The sequence below is a fragment of the Pseudoxanthomonas japonensis genome, from assembly GCF_043632995.1.
In the GTDB taxonomy this organism is placed as follows: Bacteria; Pseudomonadota; Gammaproteobacteria; order Xanthomonadales; family Xanthomonadaceae; genus Pseudoxanthomonas_A; species Pseudoxanthomonas_A japonensis.
In genome coordinates, this window is record NZ_CP171633.1 from 62,440 (window position 1) to 79,824 (window position 17,385).

General features: G+C 62.1%; 15 protein-coding genes and 4 pseudogenes. 13 read left to right on the forward strand and 6 right to left on the reverse strand.

Annotated features, from left to right (window positions below; genetic code table 11):
* Nucleotides 1-488 precede the first annotated feature (488 nt).
* Nucleotides 489-1,334 (reverse strand): annotated as a pseudogene (locus ACGHX3_RS19760) (Tn3 family transposase); the annotation flags it as partial.
* A gap of 22 nt (nucleotides 1,335-1,356) precedes the next feature.
* Nucleotides 1,357-1,791: a mercury resistance transcriptional regulator MerR gene (locus ACGHX3_RS19765; RefSeq protein ID WP_000414383.1), complete on the reverse strand. Its 435-nt coding sequence runs from the start codon at nucleotides 1,789-1,791 to the stop codon at nucleotides 1,357-1,359.
* 71 nt (nucleotides 1,792-1,862) lie between these two features.
* On the opposite strand from ACGHX3_RS19765, the gene ACGHX3_RS19770 reads away from it, so the two are divergent.
* The 11 genes and pseudogenes from ACGHX3_RS19770 to ACGHX3_RS19820 all read left to right on the forward strand — a co-directional run bounded on the left by ACGHX3_RS19770 (nucleotide 1,863) and on the right by ACGHX3_RS19820 (nucleotide 11,355).
* The gene (locus tag ACGHX3_RS19770; protein ID WP_001294666.1) at nucleotides 1,863-2,213 is read left to right on the forward strand and encodes a mercuric transport protein MerT; all 351 of its coding nucleotides are present in this window, start codon (nucleotides 1,863-1,865) and stop codon (nucleotides 2,211-2,213) included.
* 15 nt (nucleotides 2,214-2,228) lie between these two features.
* Complete coding sequence (gene merP, locus ACGHX3_RS19775) at nucleotides 2,229-2,504, forward strand: mercury resistance system periplasmic binding protein MerP (RefSeq protein WP_000732290.1); 276 nt, start codon at nucleotides 2,229-2,231, stop codon at nucleotides 2,502-2,504.
* Between the two features lie 71 nt (nucleotides 2,505-2,575).
* The gene (merA, locus tag ACGHX3_RS19780) at nucleotides 2,576-4,261 is read left to right on the forward strand and encodes a mercury(II) reductase (RefSeq protein ID WP_003090700.1); all 1,686 of its coding nucleotides are present in this window, start codon (nucleotides 2,576-2,578) and stop codon (nucleotides 4,259-4,261) included.
* Between the two features lie 17 nt (nucleotides 4,262-4,278).
* A complete protein-coding gene (gene merD / locus ACGHX3_RS19785) occupies nucleotides 4,279-4,644 on the forward strand; it encodes a mercury resistance co-regulator MerD (RefSeq protein WP_003090698.1) in 366 nt (121 codons plus the stop codon).
* Complete coding sequence (merE, locus tag ACGHX3_RS19790; protein ID WP_003090697.1) at nucleotides 4,641-4,877, forward strand: broad-spectrum mercury transporter MerE; 237 nt, start codon at nucleotides 4,641-4,643, stop codon at nucleotides 4,875-4,877. Before merD ends, merE begins: the two co-directional genes overlap by 4 nt.
* A pseudogene (locus tag ACGHX3_RS19795) lies at nucleotides 4,874-5,431 on the forward strand (EAL domain-containing protein); the annotation flags it as partial. The gene merE and the pseudogene ACGHX3_RS19795, both read left to right, overlap by 4 nt.
* 63 nt (nucleotides 5,432-5,494) lie before the next feature.
* Nucleotides 5,495-6,259 carry an IS6-like element IS6100 family transposase gene (locus ACGHX3_RS19800; RefSeq protein ID WP_001389365.1) on the forward strand — a complete coding sequence of 255 codons (765 nt, stop codon included), beginning with the start codon at nucleotides 5,495-5,497 and terminating at the stop codon, nucleotides 6,257-6,259.
* 181 nt (nucleotides 6,260-6,440) lie between these two features.
* Nucleotides 6,441-7,205, forward strand: a complete 765-nt coding sequence (locus tag ACGHX3_RS19805) for an IS6-like element IS6100 family transposase (RefSeq protein WP_001389365.1) — start codon at nucleotides 6,441-6,443, stop codon at nucleotides 7,203-7,205.
* A gap of 54 nt (nucleotides 7,206-7,259) precedes the next feature.
* Nucleotides 7,260-7,697 (forward strand): annotated as a pseudogene (locus ACGHX3_RS19810) (DUF3330 domain-containing protein); the annotation flags it as partial.
* 129 nt (nucleotides 7,698-7,826) lie between these two features.
* Nucleotides 7,827-8,387, forward strand: coding sequence for a recombinase family protein (locus tag ACGHX3_RS19815; RefSeq protein WP_003055107.1), 561 nt, complete (start codon nucleotides 7,827-7,829; stop codon nucleotides 8,385-8,387).
* 2 nt (nucleotides 8,388-8,389) lie between these two features.
* Nucleotides 8,390-11,355 (forward strand): annotated as a pseudogene (locus ACGHX3_RS19820) (Tn3 family transposase).
* Here the strand turns inward: ACGHX3_RS19820 and ACGHX3_RS19825 are convergent.
* Nucleotides 11,324-13,543 (reverse strand): Tn3 family transposase, encoded by a 2,220-nt coding sequence (locus tag ACGHX3_RS19825; RefSeq protein ID WP_394697501.1) that lies wholly within the window; start codon nucleotides 13,541-13,543, stop codon nucleotides 11,324-11,326. The pseudogene ACGHX3_RS19820 and the gene ACGHX3_RS19825 overlap by 32 nt on opposite strands.
* Before the next feature lie 313 nt (nucleotides 13,544-13,856).
* The gene (locus tag ACGHX3_RS19830; RefSeq protein ID WP_394697502.1) at nucleotides 13,857-14,321 is read right to left on the reverse strand and encodes a hypothetical protein; all 465 of its coding nucleotides are present in this window, start codon (nucleotides 14,319-14,321) and stop codon (nucleotides 13,857-13,859) included.
* A gap of 69 nt (nucleotides 14,322-14,390) precedes the next feature.
* On the opposite strand from ACGHX3_RS19830, the gene ACGHX3_RS19835 reads away from it, so the two are divergent.
* Nucleotides 14,391-15,257, forward strand: a complete 867-nt coding sequence (locus ACGHX3_RS19835) for a hypothetical protein (protein ID WP_394697503.1) — start codon at nucleotides 14,391-14,393, stop codon at nucleotides 15,255-15,257.
* Here ACGHX3_RS19835 and ACGHX3_RS19840 read toward each other — a convergent pair.
* Complete coding sequence (locus ACGHX3_RS19840) at nucleotides 15,254-16,036, reverse strand: hypothetical protein (protein ID WP_394697504.1); 783 nt, start codon at nucleotides 16,034-16,036, stop codon at nucleotides 15,254-15,256. The genes ACGHX3_RS19835 and ACGHX3_RS19840 overlap by 4 nt on opposite strands.
* Before the next feature lie 99 nt (nucleotides 16,037-16,135).
* On the opposite strand from ACGHX3_RS19840, the gene ACGHX3_RS19845 reads away from it, so the two are divergent.
* Entirely contained in the window at nucleotides 16,136-16,492 is a 357-nt protein-coding gene (locus ACGHX3_RS19845; RefSeq protein WP_394697505.1) for a helix-turn-helix domain-containing protein, read from the forward strand.
* 65 nt (nucleotides 16,493-16,557) lie between these two features.
* Here ACGHX3_RS19845 and ACGHX3_RS19850 read toward each other — a convergent pair whose 3' ends face one another.
* The gene (locus ACGHX3_RS19850) at nucleotides 16,558-17,385 is read right to left on the reverse strand and encodes a putative DNA-binding domain-containing protein (RefSeq protein WP_394697506.1); all 828 of its coding nucleotides are present in this window, start codon (nucleotides 17,383-17,385) and stop codon (nucleotides 16,558-16,560) included.

Below are 17,385 nucleotides of genomic sequence, written 5' to 3' on the forward strand. Positions count from 1 at the left end.
ACAGGACCCGCCAACGCGCCCTTGATCGGTTGTCGTCCCGTCAGAGTACGCGCACTGCTGACTCTTCACCGATGAGTCGGTCGAGGCCAATGTCACTGGCGATAGCGAAACGCACAAGATGGCCACAATGAGCAGCCAGCCCGGGAATCGCAGTCGTCGGAGGGTGTTCATGGCATTGCGGCGCACCCGCTGAACCTAGCATACCGTCTCTCGTTCCGCATACAGCGCGTACTTCGACGTGGCGCCATTGATCCAGCTATTCGGGCCCCATGCGCGGAGTGCTTGTGTCCGAACAGTTTGGCGTTGCTTGAACTGTCCGTGGCTGGCACGACCGCGCCAATGCCAGCTTGGATACGCCAACCCGCTCGCGATCTCGTCTATTCGGGGTACAGCCGACATACGTGTAAAAACCATGCACAGGATCGCGAAAGTTGTTTTTGATCAATGTGTTGCGTGACTTTCGACGCATGCCGACCAACCCCGGCAGCTCAGTCGTCCAGATCCAGATCCGGCTCCACCGGCGGTGGGACCAACTTGATATCGATCGTGTAGTCCCCGAAACGCTTGATGTGGCTCGTCAGATAGGGGCTCAGGTAGGCCACTTGGGTGGAGGTGATCTTCCAGCCACTCTTGCGGAGGAGCCGAATCAGGCGGCTCTGCTGGACCGCATTCCAGCACATGACGGCGTTAGCGACGACGTTGTTGTACTTGATCGCCTTTTCCTGTTCGACCGGGTCATTGCGAGCAATGACGCCCTCACCGCCGAAGAACAGGTGCTTGGAAAACCCATTGAAGGCTTCGACCTTGTTCGTGGCTGCCGTGATCTGCTCGCGAAGTTGGAGGTCCGAGATATAGCGCAGCAGGAACAAGGTGCGCACGGCCGCCCCCAATTCCTTGAAGGCATGGTACAGCCGGTTCTTCCTGCTGGCGGATCCAAGCTTGCGCAGCAGGGTGGATGCGGCCATGCGACCGTTGCGGATCGAAATCACTACCTGCATCAGATCCTTCCAATGCCGTTCAATCAGCGCCCAGTCGATGCGTTCCTTGAATATCGCATCGATATGGTCATAGCGCACCTTCGCGTCGGGCCGATAGAACCGGTAGTCCTTCCAGTTGCGAATTCGTGGCATCAGTTCAATTCCCAGAAGGTGTGCCAAACCGAACACGGTGTATGACTGACCCTGGGTGTCCGCATGGATTTTTGTGGGCTGAAGGTCCGACGTGTTCTTCAGCAGTCCGTCCAGGAGGTAGACGCCTTCCCATACGCCGCAGGTAATGAACTGGCTGAAGAACGCAATATAGGGGGTCGTCTCAGAAAACGGAAAATAAAGCACGCTAAGGCGTAACTACCCTCGGCTACACCGCGTCGGCACCACGCGGCTCTTTCTCCCCTTGCAGCGAAGCAATCAGCGGGCAAGAAACGTTCCCTTGCCGCGCATGGCAGGCGAACACAAGTTCGGATAGCACGGTTTCCATGCGCGCCAGGTCGGTCATTTTTTCGCGCACGTCCTGAAGCTTGTGCTCGGCCAGGCTGCTGGCTTCCTCGCAGTGGGTGCCGTCATCCAGCCTCAGCAGCTCTGCGATCTCGTCGAGGCTGAATCCGAGCCGCTGGGCTGATTTCACGAAGCGCACCCGCGTCACATCCGCCTCGCCATAGCGGCGGATGCTGCCATAGGGCTTGTCCGGCTCCGGCAACAAGCCCTTGCGCTGATAGAACCGGATTGTTTCCACGTTGACCCCGGCCGCCTTGGCGAAAACGCCAATAGTCAGATTCTCCAAATTTTTTTCCATATCGCTTGACTCCGTACATTGGTACGGAAGTAAGCTTAAGCTATCCAATCCAGATTTGAAAGGACAAGCGTATGTCTGAACCTCAAAACGGGCGCGGGGCGCTCTTCACTGGCGGGCTAGCCGCCATCCTCGCCTCGGCTTGCTGCCTGGGGCCGCTGGTTCTGATCGCCCTGGGGTTCAGCGGCGCTTGGATCGGCAACTTGACGGTGTTGGAACCTTATCGCCCGATCTTCATCGGCGCGGCGTTGGTGGCGCTGTTTTTCGCCTGGCGGCGCATCTACCGACCGGCGCAAGCCTGCAAACCAGGGGATGTGTGTGCGATTCCCCAAGTGCGCGCTACTTACAAGCTCATTTTCTGGGTCGTGGCCGCGCTGGTTCTGGTCGCGCTCGGATTTCCCTACGTCATGCCATTTTTCTATTAATCACAGGAGTTCATCATGAAAAAACTGTTTGCCTCTCTCGCCATCGCTGCCGTTGTTGCCCCCGTGTGGGCCGCCACCCAGACCGTCACGCTGTCCGTACCGGGCATGACCTGCTCCGCTTGTCCGATCACCGTCAAGAAGGCGATTTCCAAGGTCGAAGGCGTCAGCAAAGTTAACGTGACCTTCGAGACACGCGAAGCGGTTGTCACCTTCGATGATGCCAAGACCAGCGTGCAGAAGCTGACCAAGGCCACCGAAGACGCAGGCTATCCGTCCAGCGTCAAGAAGTGAGGCACTGAAAACGGCAGCGCAGCACATCTGACGCCCTTGTCTGCTACCACAAACGAAAAAGGATCTGTCGCATGACCCATCTAAAAATCACCGGCATGACCTGCGACTCGTGCGCGGCGCACGTCAAGGAAGCGCTGGAAAAAGTACCCGGCGTCCAATCTGCCATAGTGTCCTATGCCAAGGGCGCGGCCCAGCTCGCCCTTGATCCAGGCACAGCGCCGGACGCACTGACCGCCGCCGTGGCTGGCCTGGGCTACAAAGCGATGCTCGCCGATGCCCCGCCGACCGACAACCGCACTGGGCTGTTCGACAAGGTGCGCGGCTGGATGGGTGCCGCCGACAAGGGCAGCGGCGGCGAGCGCCCGTTGCAAGTCGCCGTGATCGGCAGCGGTGGAGCCGCGATGGCGGCAGCACTGAAGGCCGTCGAGCAAGGCGCGCAGGTCACGCTGATTGAGCGCGGCACCATCGGCGGCACCTGCGTCAACGTCGGTTGTGTGCCGTCCAAGATCATGATCCGCGCCGCCCACATCGCCCATCTGCGCCGGGAAAGCCCATTCGACGGCGGCATGCCACCCACACCGCCGACGATCTTGCGCGAGCGGCTGCTGGCCCAGCAGCAGGCCCGTGTCGAAGAACTCCGTCATGCCAAGTACGAAGGCATCCTGGACGGCAATTCAGCCATCACCGTTCTGCACGGTGAAGCGCGTTTCAAGGACGACCAGAGCCTTATCGTTAGTTTGAACGAGGGTGGTGAGCGCGTCGTGATGTTCGACCGCTGCCTGGTCGCCACGGGTGCCAGTCCGGCCATGCCGCCGATTCCGGGCCTGAAAGAGTCACCCTACTGGACTTCGACCGAGGCCTTGGTCAGCGACACCATTCCCGAACGCCTGGCCGTCATCGGCTCGTCGGTGGTGGCGCTGGAACTGGCGCAAGCCTTCGCCCGGCTGGGTAGCCAGGTCACGATCCTTGCGCGCAGCACGCTGTTCTTCCGCGAAGACCCTGCCATCGGCGAGGCCGTCACAGCCGCCTTCCGTGCCGAAGGAATCAAGGTACTGGAACATACGCAAGCCAGCCAAGTCGCCCATGTGGACGGCGAATTCGTGCTGACCACTGGACAGGGCGAAGTGCGCGCCGACAAGCTGCTGGTCGCCACCGGCCGGACACCGAACACGCGCAGCCTGGCATTGGAAGCGGCGGGGGTAGCCGTCAATGCGCAGGGGGCCATCGTCATCGACAAGGGCATGCGCACCAGTAGCCCGAACATCTACGCGGCCGGCGACTGCACCGACCAGCCGCAGTTCGTCTATGTGGCGGCAGCGGCCGGCACTCGTGCGGCCATTAACATGACCGGCGGCGACGCCGCCATCAATCTGACCGCGATGCCGGCCGTGGTGTTCACCGACCCGCAAGTGGCGACCGTGGGCTACAGCGAGGCGGAAGCGCACCACGATGGCATCGAAACCGACAGCCGCACGCTGACGCTCGACAACGTGCCGCGTGCGCTCGCCAACTTCGATACCCGCGGCTTCATCAAGCTGGTCATCGAGGAAGGCAGCGGACGGCTGATTGGCGTACAGGTGGTGGCCCCGGAAGCGGGCGAACTGATCCAGACGGCTGTTCTCGCCATTCGCAACCGCATGACGGTGCAGGAACTAGCCGACCAGTTGTTCCCCTACCTAACGATGGTCGAGGGCTTGAAGCTCGCGGCGCAGACCTTCAGCAAGGACGTGAAGCAACTGTCCTGCTGCGCCGGATAAGGAAAAGGAGGTGTTCGATGAACGCCTACACAGTGTCCCGACTGGCCCTTGAGGCCGGGGTGAGCGTGCATATCGTGCGCGACTACCTGCTGCGCGGATTGCTGCGGCCAGTCGCCTGCACCACGGGCGGCTACGGCTTGTTCGATGACGCCGCCTTGCAGCGGCTGTGCTTTGTGCGGGCCGCTTTTGAGGCGGGCATCGGCCTGGACGCATTGGCGCGGTTGTGCCGGGCGCTGGATGCGGCGGACTGCGATGAAACAGCCGCACAGCTTGCCGTGCTGAGTCAGTTCGTCGAACGCCGACGCGAAGCGTTGGCCGATCTGGAAGTGCAGTTGGCCGCGATGCCGACCGCGCCGGCCCAGCAAGCGGAGAGTCTGCCATGAACAGCCCCGAGCGCTTGCCGACCGAGACACACAAGCCGTTCACCGGCTACCTGTGGGGTGCGCTGGCGGTGCTCACCTGTCCCTGTCATTTGCCGATTCTCGCCATTGTGCTGGCCGGCACGACGGCCGGCGCGTTCATCGGCGAGCACTGGGGTATTGCAGCCCTCACGCTGACCGGCTTGTTTGTCCTGTCTGTGACGCGGCTGCTGCGGGCCTTCAGAGGTCGATCATGAGCGCTTCCCAGCCAATTGAATGGACAGTGGCGCAACTGGCGCAGGCGGTCGAGCGCGGGCAGCTTGAGCTGCACTACCAGCCGATTGTCGATTTGCGCAGTGAGCAGATTGTCGGCGCGGAAGCCCTGTTGCGCTGGCGTCATCCGACGCTCGGACTGTTGCCGCCGGGCCAGTTCCTGCCCGTGATCGAATCGTCCGGCCTGATGCCGGAAATCGGCGCATGGGTGCTGGGCGCAGCCTGCCGTCAAATGCGCGACTGGCGGGTGCTGGCATGGCAACCGTTCCGGCTGGCCGTCAATGTTGCGGCGAGCCAAGTGGGGCCAGATTTCGACAAGTGGGTAAAGGGCGTGCTGGCCGATGCCGGGTTGCCCGCCGCGTATCTTGAAATTGAGCTGACCGAATCGGTTGCGTTCGGTGATCCGGCGATCTTCCCCGCCCTGGAAGCTTTGCGACAGATCGGTGTGCGCTTCGCCGCCGACGACTTCGGCACCGGCTATTCCTGCCTGCAACACCTGAAATGCTGCCCCATCAGCACGCTCAAGATCGACCAATCGTTGGCTCTGTTGCAAAAATCGTGAAGCTTGAGCATGCTTGGCGGAGATTGGACGGACGGAACGATGACGGATTTCAAGTGGCGCCATTTCCAGGGTGATGTGATCCTGTGGGCGGTGCGCTGGTATTGTCGCTATCCGATCAGCTATCGCGACCTTGAGGAAATGCTGGCGGAACGCGGCATTTCGGTCGACCATACGACGATCTATCGCTGGGTCCAGTGCTACGCCCCGGAGATGGAGAAGCGGCTGCGCTGGTTCTGGCGGCGTGGCTTTGATCCGAGCTGGCGCCTGGATGAAACCTACGTCAAGGTGCGGGGCAAGTGGACCTACCTGTACCGGGCAGTCGACAAGCGGGGCGACACGATCGATTTCTACCTGTCGCCGACCCGCAGCGCCAAGGCAGCGAAGCGGTTCCTGGGCAAGGCCCTGCGAGGCCTGAAGCACTGGGAAAAGCCTGCCACGCTCAATACCGACAAAGCGCCGAGCTATGGTGCAGCGATCACCGAATTGAAGCGCGAAGGAAAGCTGGACCGGGAGACGGCCCACCGGCAGGTGAAGTATCTCAATAACGTGATCGAGGCCGATCACGGAAAGCTCAAGATACTGATCAAGCCGGTGCGCGGTTTCAAATCGATCCCCACGGCCTATGCCACGATCAAGGGATTCGAAGTCATGCGAGCCCTGCGCAAAGGACAGGCTCGCCCCTGGTGCCTGCAGCCCGGCATCAGGGGCGAGGTGCGCCTTGTGGAGAGAGCTTTTGGCATTGGGCCCTCGGCGCTGACGGAGGCCATGGGCATGCTCAACCACCATTTCGCAGCAGCCGCCTGATCGGCGCAGAGCGACAGCCTACCTCTGACTGCCGCCAATCTTTGCAACAGAGCCTCCGTCGCCATGCTCACCTCGCTTTGGTGCACACGAGTATTGAGCATAGTCGAGATTGGTGCAGATGGCTCTGTTGCAAAAATCGTGAAGCTTGAGCATGCTTGGCGGAGATTGGACGGACGGAACGATGACGGATTTCAAGTGGCGCCATTTCCAGGGTGATGTGATCCTGTGGGCGGTGCGCTGGTATTGTCGCTATCCGATCAGCTATCGCGACCTTGAGGAAATGCTGGCGGAACGCGGCATTTCGGTCGACCATACGACGATCTATCGCTGGGTCCAGTGCTACGCCCCGGAGATGGAGAAGCGGCTGCGCTGGTTCTGGCGGCGTGGCTTTGATCCGAGCTGGCGCCTGGATGAAACCTACGTCAAGGTGCGGGGCAAGTGGACCTACCTGTACCGGGCAGTCGACAAGCGGGGCGACACGATCGATTTCTACCTGTCGCCGACCCGCAGCGCCAAGGCAGCGAAGCGGTTCCTGGGCAAGGCCCTGCGAGGCCTGAAGCACTGGGAAAAGCCTGCCACGCTCAATACCGACAAAGCGCCGAGCTATGGTGCAGCGATCACCGAATTGAAGCGCGAAGGAAAGCTGGACCGGGAGACGGCCCACCGGCAGGTGAAGTATCTCAATAACGTGATCGAGGCCGATCACGGAAAGCTCAAGATACTGATCAAGCCGGTGCGCGGTTTCAAATCGATCCCCACGGCCTATGCCACGATCAAGGGATTCGAAGTCATGCGAGCCCTGCGCAAAGGACAGGCTCGCCCCTGGTGCCTGCAGCCCGGCATCAGGGGCGAGGTGCGCCTTGTGGAGAGAGCTTTTGGCATTGGGCCCTCGGCGCTGACGGAGGCCATGGGCATGCTCAACCACCATTTCGCAGCAGCCGCCTGATCGGCGCAGAGCGACAGCCTACCTCTGACTGCCGCCAATCTTTGCAACAGAGCCCAATCGTTTGTCGCCGGACTCGCCAACGACCACCGCGACCAGACCATCGTGCGCACCGTGATTCAGCTTGCGCATGGGCTTGGCATGGAAGTAGTGGCCGAAGGCGTGGAAACATCGGCGAGTCTTGATTTGTTGCGACAAGCGGACTGCGACACAGGACAAGGCTTCCTGTTCGCCAAGCCGATGCCGGCGGCGGCATTCGCCGTCTTCGTCAGTCAATGGAGGGGTGCCACCATGAATGCAAATGATCCGACTGCCACCAGTTGCTGCGTGTGCTGCAAGGAAATCCCGCTCGATGCCGCCTTCACCCCGGAAGGCGCGGAATACGTCGAGCACTTCTGCGGGCTGGAGTGCTATCAGCGCTTCCAGGCGCGCGCCAAGACCGGGAGCGAAACCGATGCCGATCCGAACGCCTGCGACTCATCACTGTCAGACTGAGGCATACCCTATCCTGATGTCAGGAGAAGCCACCCAGCAACGTCAGAATAGAGTTAACTTTTGTGTTTCTTGACACCTGCGGCGAAAGGTCATAGATTTCTTCCTGACACTTTCGTATTTGGAGGTATCTTGCAGGGTCAACGCATCGGCTACGTCCGGGTCAGCAGCTTCGACCAGAACCCGGAGCGGCAACTGGAGCATGTCGAAGTCGGCAGGGTGTTCACCGACAAGGCGTCGGGCAAGGACACCCAGCGGCCCGAGCTTGATTCGCTGCTGGCCTTCGTGCGCGAAGGCGACACCGTGGTGGTTCACAGCATGGATCGCTTGGCGCGCAACCTCGATGACTTGCGCCGCCTCGTACAAAAGCTGACCAAGCGCGGCGTGCGCATCGAGTTCGTCAAGGAAAGCCTGACCTTCACCGGCGAGGATTCACCGATGGCGAACCTGATGCTGTCGGTCATGGGGGCATTCGCCGAATTCGAGCGGGCCTTGATCCGTGAGCGGCAGCGCGAAGGCATCGCGCTCGCTAAGCAACGCGGAGCCTACCGAGGCCGAAAGAAGTCTCTGAGCGGTGAACAGATTGCTGAACTGAAACGGCGCGTCACGGCGGGCGAGCAAAAAGCGAAGCTGGCCCGTGAATTTGGTGTCAGCCGGGAGACCCTGTATCAATACTTGAAATTGGATCAATAAATATGCCTCGTCGTTCCATACTGTCCGCCGCCGAGCGGGAAAGCCTGTTGGCGTTGCCGGACACCAAGGACGACCTAATTCGACATTACACGTTCAGCGATACCGATCTCTCCATCATCCGCCAGCGGCGCGGGCCTGCGAATCGCTTGGGCTTTGCCGTGCAGCTCTGCTACCTGCGCTTTCCCGGAATCTTCCTTGGTGTCGATCAGGCGCCGTCTTTGCCCCTACTGAAACTGGTCGCCGACCAGCTCAAGGTCGGCGTCGAAAGCTGGGACGACTACGGGCAGCGGGAGCAGACCCGGCGCGAGCACCTGGTCGAGCTGCAAACGGTGTTTGGCTTCCAGCCGTTCACCATGAGCCACTACCGGCAGGCCGTGCACACGCTGACCGACCTGGCCATGCAAACCGACAAAGGCATCGTGCTGGCTAGCACCTTGAGCATCTGCGGCGACAGTCGATCATCCTGCCCGCGCTCAACGCCATCGAGCGCGCTAGCGCCGAGGCCATCACTCGCGCCAACCGGCGCATCTATGACGCCTTGGCCGAACCACTGTCGGACACGCATCGCCGCCGCCTCGACGATCTGCTCAGGCGCCGGGACAACGGCAAGACGACCTGGCTGGCCTGGCTGCGCCAGTCGCCGGTTAAACCGAACTCGCGGCACATGCTGGAACACATCGAACGCCTCAAGGCGTGGCAGGCGCTCGATCTGCCTTCCGGTATCGAGCGGTCGGTGCACCAGAACCGCCTGCTCAAGATCGCCCGTGAGGGTGGCCAGATGACGCCCGCCGACTTAGCCAAGTTCGAGCCGCAACGGCGCTACGCCACCCTCGTGGCGCTGGCCATCGAGGGCATGGCCACGGTCACCGACGAAATCATCGACTTGCACGACCGCATCCTGGGCAAGCTGTTCAACGCCGCCAAAAACAAGCATCAGCAGCAGTTTCAGGCATCCGGCAAGGCGATCAACGCCAAGGTGCGGCTGTTCGGGCGCATCGGCCAGGCGCTGATCGAGGCCAAGCAAGCTGGCCGCGATCCGTTCGCCGCCATCGAGGCCGTCATGTCCTGGGATGCCTTCGCCGAAAGCGTCACCGAGGCGCAGAAGCTCGCTCAGCCCGATGACTTCGATTTCCTGCACCGCATCGGCGAAAGTTACGCCACCTTGCGCCGCTACGCGCCGGAATTCCTTGCCGTGCTCAAGCTGCGGGCCGCACCCGCCGCCAAGAACGTGCTCGATGCCATCGAGGTACTGCGTGGCATGAACACCGACAACGCCCGCAAAGTGCCTGCCGATGCCCCGACCGACTTCATCAAGCCGCGCTGGCAGAAGCTGGTGATGACTGACGCGGGTATCGACCGGCGCTACTACGAGCTGTGCGCGCTGTCCGAGCTGAAGAACTCGCTGCGCTCGGGCGACATCTGGGTGCAGGGATCGCGCCAGTTCAAGGACTTCGAGGACTACCTGGTGCCGCCCGCGAAGTTCGCCAGCCTCAAGCAGTCCAGCGCATTGCCGCTGGCCGTGGCCACCGACTGCGACCAGTACCTGCACGACCGCCTGACGCTGCTTGAAGCGCAGCTTGCCACGGTCAACCGCATGGCAGCGGCCAACGACCTGCCGAATGCGATCATCACCGAGTCGGGCCTGAAGATCACGCCGCTGGATGCGGCGGTACCCGACACCGCGCAGGCGCTGATCGACCAGACAGCCATGATCCTGCCACACGTCAAGATCACCGAACTGCTGCTCGAAGTCGATGAGTGGACGGGCTTCACCCGCCACTTCACGCACCTGAAATCGGGCGATCTGGCCAAGGACAAAAATCTGCTGTTGACCACCATCCTGGCCGACGCGATCAACCTGGGCCTGACCAAGATGGCCGAGTCCTGCCCCGGCACGACCTACGCCAAGCTCGCCTGGCTACAAGCCTGGCATACCCGCGACGAAACCTATTCGACAGCGCTGGCCGAGTTGGTGAACGCCCAATTCCGGCATCCCTTCGCCGAACACTGGGGCGACGGCACCACGTCATCGTCGGACGGCCAGAACTTCCGAACCGGGAGCAAGGCCGAGAGTACCGGTCACATCAACCCGAAATATGGCAGCAGCCCTGGGCGAACCTTCTACACCCATATATCCGACCAGTACGCGCCGTTCCACACCAAGGTGGTCAATGTCGGCGTGCGCGACTCGACCTATGTACTTGACGGCCTGCTGTACCACGAGTCCGACCTGCGCATCGAGGAACACTACACCGACACGGCAGGCTTCACCGATCACGTCTTTGCCCTGATGCATCTCCTGGGCTTCCGCTTTGCGCCGCGCATCCGTGACCTGGGCGACACCAAGCTGTTCATCCCCAAGGGGGATACCGCCTATGACGCGCTCAAACCGATGATTAGCAGCGACAGGCTGAACATCAAGGCTATTCGTGCCCACTGGGATGAAATTCTGCGGCTGGCGACCTCGATCAAGCAGGGCACGGTGACAGCCTCGCTGATGCTTCGGAAACTCGGCAGCTATCCGCGCCAGAACGGCTTAGCCATCGCCCTGCGCGAGCTGGGGCGCATCGAACGCACGCTGTTCATCCTGGACTGGTTGCAAAGCGTGGAGCTGCGCCGCCGCGTCCACGCTGGACTGAACAAGGGCGAAGCGCGCAACGCGCTGGCCCGCGCCGTATTCTTCAACCGTCTGGGCGAAATCCGCGACCGCAGCTTCGAGCAGCAGCGCTACCGGGCCAGCGGCCTCAACCTGGTGACGGCGGCCGTCGTGTTGTGGAACACGGTCTATCTGGAGCGCGCAGCACATGCGTTGCGTGGCAACGGGCATGCTGTCGATGACGCGCTATTGCAATACCTGTCGCCGCTCGGCTGGGAACACATCAACCTGACCGGCGATTACCTCTGGCGCAGCAGCGCCAAGATCGGCGCGGGCAAGTTCAGGCCGCTACGACCGTTGCAACCGGCTTAGCGTGCTTTATTTTCCGTTTTCTGAGGCGACCCCTATAGGTGTCGGAAACATGGTGATACGCGATGCCGCCGTAACCACCGTACCGAATGTGGCGCGACGCAATGAGGTTCTGTTCGTATAGTTCGTGCTGGGTTCCATCAGCGGCAGCCGCCGAACCATCCCCCCAGAACCGGGGCAGAGAAAGCCCCGCATAGAGATTAACGATGTCTCGGCTCGCAGCCTCAAGTTTTGGGCCGTCAATATGCCGTTGATTGACGAAGCCAAGCTCGTGGGCCGTAACTACTCCGCCCAGATGGCGTGACGCTTGAGCTGGGCCTAGATTGCAGCCGTAGGCAAATCCCGTAAGGACGTAGCGCTCGCTTGCGTTTTTCAGCTTCGGCTCTGAACCCGAGGCAGGTTGAAAATGCCGCGTCCAGTTCGACCAATGCTGCAAGTCGCAAAGAATCTGGATGACACTGACCTCGGACATGCGCTCCACAATGGCGTTTGCCAGTTCCGGGACGCCGGCCGGAATGGGGCGGGCCTTATGTCGCTTGAGGATGGGAATACCATTGTCATCGATCGCCAGGGTCTGGTCGTCCATGTAGGCCCGATCGGTGAGCTCTGCAACGTGAGCCAGCCGGGTGCGCAATTCGTCTGCAAACTCAGCGGCCGTCGCCGGCAGGTTCAGTCGAGCGCAATAATCGGGTATCTCCGGCTCGCACTCGGCCCAAGGCACAAGTTGTGCGCGATAGTCTCCGAAGGCCTCGGCGCCAACGGCGGCAATGTCCCCTGATTTGAGGTCATTGGCGAGCGCACTGAATACGCAGATCTCATAGAGCCGGCGCTCCATGAAGGGATCGCCCTGTGCCGGCCGCTGGACCAACAGATCGCGCCAGGCTTCCGTGGTAAACGACAGGTCTGATGGCACCGGCAGCAATTGCGGCGTCCGATCGGGCATAGCCAAGAGGCCATGCAGCGCCGTAATGAGCGCCATGTCTTCACTCGTGCTGTGCAATTCGATGGTGCGCGCCATGCGAAAGAACAGGTTCCGATACGATTTGAACGGCCCGGGTAGCAGGCTCAAGTAGTTGTCGCCGTCATAGGCCTGCAGTTTCGTGCACTCGGCTAGCAGATCCTGCGCCCCGCCTTGATTCGTGACCAATCGGCGGATTTCACGACCGGCATCGGCATCGACCGGGTTGGTCAGCAGCAGGCGAGCGACATCGGCCATGGTGGCCCGAATGATTTCGTCCTTTTCCCGGAACTGATTGCGCAACGCATCCAGCGCGGCCTTGGCTTGGTGATGAATCTTGGCCATGCGTTGCACGAACATTTCGAGCAGGTCGTCGCGCGCCTGGATGCGTGCGTCATGGAGGAGGCAGAGCGAGACAACATGACGCTTCAGCGGTGCAAATCGGCGCAGTTCGGAGGCATCCAGCTTGGCCGCCTCGCCGGCAAAGTGCCGGCGCTTGACGTCCGGAAGCCCCTCAAGCACCCCAGGGACATCGACGAGGCCATCGAGCATGTCGATATGATCGAGCAGCACCTTGAAATGCGTCTTGGAGTCCCGGCGTTCGCTGGGCTTGAGCGCGTTGAAGACGCTCTTGCCCCCGGACGGCACCTCAAGCAGGTCGTCCAGCCTGCAGCGGTCGTCTTCCGTCAGGCGTTCCGTGATCTGTGTGAAATAGCGGCGGTTGACGAGCGCACGCAGGCGCCGCGTGAGGCGGTCGAGTGTCGAGAATGCAGGCAGCTCAACACGCTCCTGGGCCAGGTGTTCAATGGCAACGTTGATGAGATCGGATGGATAGTCGAGCACCGCAGCGCGTTCTGCGACCACTTCCATCACGCCGCGGCGTTCGGCGTGACCATAGACCTGGATGCCCTGGTGGTCGCGGATGTCCCGTTGGTAGCGCAGCCAGGTGGTGTTGGGGTCCACGATCGCCGGCTTGAGTTCGCGCCGCAGTTTTAGCGAAGCGCGGACGTGTGCAATAACTGGCGCCGGAATCTCGGACCACGTAGGGAAGTAACCCAGGCGCTGAAAGACTTTGAACATCACCGCGAAAGTGAGGCGATGGGGCAGGCTTTTGGTGAATCGCCGATTGATCCAATCGGCTTCCTCGGGAGTAGGGGTGAACTCAACAATCAGTTCGCGGCGTGTCGGGTTCGCGGACAAACGGGGATAAATAGTGCGATCGATCGCTCTCATGGGCGACCTCGCAGGGCTCGCGAACAGCATGGGGCGGTCGAGGAGGCCGACCTGTCGTCGCGACGACGACGTCGAATCGGGAAAAGGAGCATCAGCAGTTCCTTCAGGCAATAGATGCCCGTGCCAGGCGAGCGAATCGCTTGACGGGCGGAAGGAAATGCAGGACGCTTGAGGCTGGAGTTGGTTCTCAAGAGTCTTGTCAGGGGTCCGCGTTGGCGCGCGGGCCCCTGCGCATTTCCGGGCCGGGAAATCTCGTTGGGAGCGATCAGGACGTCAGGGATGCACCTCCTGGAGGTCTGGCGAGTGTGTTTGGCTATTCGCCCGAATGGGTGGGCAGGGCGAGGCGGATCGCGTGCTCATCGCCCGGGGCTTCTGGGACGACGTCGCAATTGGCGAGCCATTGGGCGACTTGGAATGTGCGGGCGAAGCGTCCGCGGCGACCGGGCAGGGCGAACGTTTCAATCGGCAAGTGGCCGCGCTGGGCCGCGACCTGAAAGGCCCGGGCGGTGCGGAACCCCATGCAGCGGGCGAGGGGGAGACCGCCGATCAACTCCCCATGTGTGGAAAGCAGGCGTTTCGTCAGCGCCTGCGCGTCTGCTTCGCTTAACGGCATGAATTGCGGGTCTGTGCGTGACAGCGCGCAGTGAGCCATGTTTTTATTGGCACCGCCATGCCCCAAAAGCCCAGCAAAAATGTCGCTGGTGCCGCAACCGGCACCAAGGCGAACCAAGGCGAACCAGAGCCCACACGCCGTCGTGGCCCAAAGGATCTGGTCCATCGGGCGCGCAGCCAGATCTGGCTGGCCATAGTGAAGTCCCACCGACGCACGCCTGGCGATCACCCGGCGATGGGGCGCTTCTTCCTGGGCGATGTCGAAGAGGCCGCGCGGGCGTTCGTCCGGATCGAGTACTACGCCTCGGACCCCGGTATTCCACGGCCCGATAAGGACACCGTGGTTGAGCGCGTGGCCGCCAAGCCAGGCTTCGCGCATACGAAGCTGGTCTACGACAGCGCGTTGTGGCGCCTGCTTGGGCCGACCTTGCCCTCCCCGGACGAGCGCGAGGAAATGATCAATCAGGCAATCCGGCAACTCATCTTCGTCGAGCGCATGCAGGACCCCGCGCTCAGGCTGCTGGTGCGCGTGGCATCGATCTGCCGTCTGCCAACGCCCGCAAGCGCCTACCGGCGGGTGATTCGCCGCTTTGCACGCAAACGATCGATTACCTGTCTTCTGCTGCTGTGCCTGCTGTACCGTCGTGCGATCGAGGTGGGTGCGGTGGACGAGGTGCGGATCCTGCGGGAGGGGGTGCTCGCTGCGGTCCGCCACTTCTGTAACCGCCCCGGCTTCAGTGGCGCCGCATTCACGTTGTTGCTGTTCCTGGTGCGCCGTCGCGTGCTTGCGGGCCAGAGTTCGCTGGAGCACACGTTGGAGATGCAACTCTGGGCGGAGGACGTCTTGGCCGACTGGAGCGTGCGTTGCACGACACCGGAAGAGCACCAATGGCTGGAACGTCAGACCTGGCTGGTCGCGTGCGCGATCGAGAACCTCGAACAGACGCAGATCTTTGAGCGGACGTACGAGTTGCCTGCTGAGATAGAGGCCCTGATCTGCGAGCGCGACGTGCGGCAGGCGGTGACACGCGATCCTACGAGTCGGCGGATCGAGCAGCAATGCGCGCTGCCCGAGGATGACGAGGCCGCCTTACCCACCTAGGGCCCCCCGACCCTCTGGGAACGATCGAGCTGATGGCCCAGCAGAACCTCGACGCTGGGCCAGCCTGTCCAGTAGAGCGCGCCCAGACGGGTCAACCGATGCACGAACCCCCGGCCCAGGGCGCTCTCCGGTTGTGGGTTATAGGGCGGGAACGAGCATCCTGTCCAGGCGCCGCTGGCCACCGTGGCGGCACGGCGGCGTAGCTCTTGATAGATGGTGTCGCGTAGACCGTCGGCTTGCGGTCCGTGCTGCAGAGCCATCGACGCGCCGCGTCGGACGGCAGCCCACGCGCAGTATCGCCACTGGGCCAGTGTCAGCACCGCCGTGCTTTCGCGATAAGCGAAGGCGACGTCCTGAGCCCAGTCCGCGCAGAAGCGGTGCTTGACCAATTGTTGCTCGAAGAAGCGTTCGGCTTCGCCGGAACCCAACTCCATCCAAAGCCGCAGCCGCTGGGCGGTAGCGAAGTCATCACGTTCAAGCGAGTCGAAATAGTCGTCCAACGCATCGATCAGCCGCGCGGGTTCGTACACCGTCCATATCAGGCGCCATTGCAACCCCTCAATCGGTGTCGTCCTGGCGTCGGGCTTGACGTCCCATCGCGCTTCGGGCCAAGGCACTTCAATTACTCCACGTTCCAGCAGATACGCCATTACGACGAGCGTCATGCGTCGGGTCTGGGCGACCGGCAGACGGTGTTCCTGACCGGTCAGCAGCGCCCACAGGTACAGGCAGCCTTGCAAGCCGAGTTCATCGACGGTGGCCGGGGCAGAAGGCGCCATTGAGTTAAGGCCAAAAGCGGTTGTTGGATGTCTAAGAATATCTTAGTATCCAAGCCGCGGTCACTTCCGCCATCCTTAAGGCTTCCTTAGGGGGTGGCAGTGGCGAATCGGACGGCAAAGCACCCAGTTTTTGCGCAGCGACTGGCGCAGGCGCGGGAACGCGCCGGCCTGTCGCAGACGCAACTCGGCGTGCTCGCCGGCCTGGACCCTTCCGTGGCCTCTCCCACCATCAATCAGTACGAACGCGGCAAGCACGAACCCCAGCTCAAGCGAGCCAAGCGGTTAGCCGAGGTACTGGGCATTCCTCCGGCGTTTCTCTACACCGAAGACGACCTGCTTGCGGAGTTGCTGCTGCAATGGAACGACCTGACCATTCGGCAGAAGAAGGATCTGCTCAAGCAGATCGAGGCGGCGAAGGCGCCGCAAGCAAGGCGCCCGGCACGCAATGTGAAGTAGCGTCAGCTGCAGGCCGTCGCCTTGCGCGTCAGCGCACGTGGCTTACCCAAGCTCGAGGCCTTGATCTACTCAAGAGGGGTTATTCCGTCCAGTCCACGATGCTTTGCGGCGGCCTTGGTCGACACCCAGTGTGCGATCCAGCCTTCCTGAGCCCATCGCTGCATCAATTGCAGCGCAACCGAGGGAACCGACTGCGCGGCATGAGCATCCATCAGCAATTCGCACAAGCCAGCAAAGGTTCCGCCGGAGAGGAAGTGGTCGAGGCCAGCGGCCTCTTCAGCATCCAGGGAGCGGTAACGGGTAATGCGTGTGGCATCGCGCCAGAGCACCCATTCACGGCTCGTCGCGGGCGCGGCCGCAGGAGGCGTCCGCTCATCCTTCAATGCCTGCCATATTTCAACGCTGTTCCACGCGGCCGAGTACCGCTGCAGGCTGGGCTGGAATCGCAGGCGCAGCTCCGGCCAGGCTTCGCTTGGCAGCGATTGCAGGCCGCTCCGGTCCGCGTAGGGGGCATCGGCCGCGTCGAAGCTGTCGAGCAACCGACGCTCGAAGGCGGACAGTTCGGCGATTTGCGGGTGATCCGAAAAGGGCTCGGTCGTGCGTAGGTACTCGGACAGGCGGTCGCCAAACTGCCGCAGCGAACGGTAGCGGGACGGGTGCGCCGCGATGTAACCGGTGCACAGTTGGTCCCACAAATCGTCGCCGAGGTAACGGCCGAGCTGGCGGTGGTCGTTGTCGAGCGCCTCGCGCAGACGCGCGCCGTAGGCGTGGGCGTAGATGTCCAGCCCGGTCTCGCGCGGTACGCGGCGCGTGGCCAGCTGCGCCAGCAATGTCTTGTCGCCCGCGGTCAGGGCCGCGAGGAAACTGCGCTGCAGGGTTGCCAGGGTCTCCAT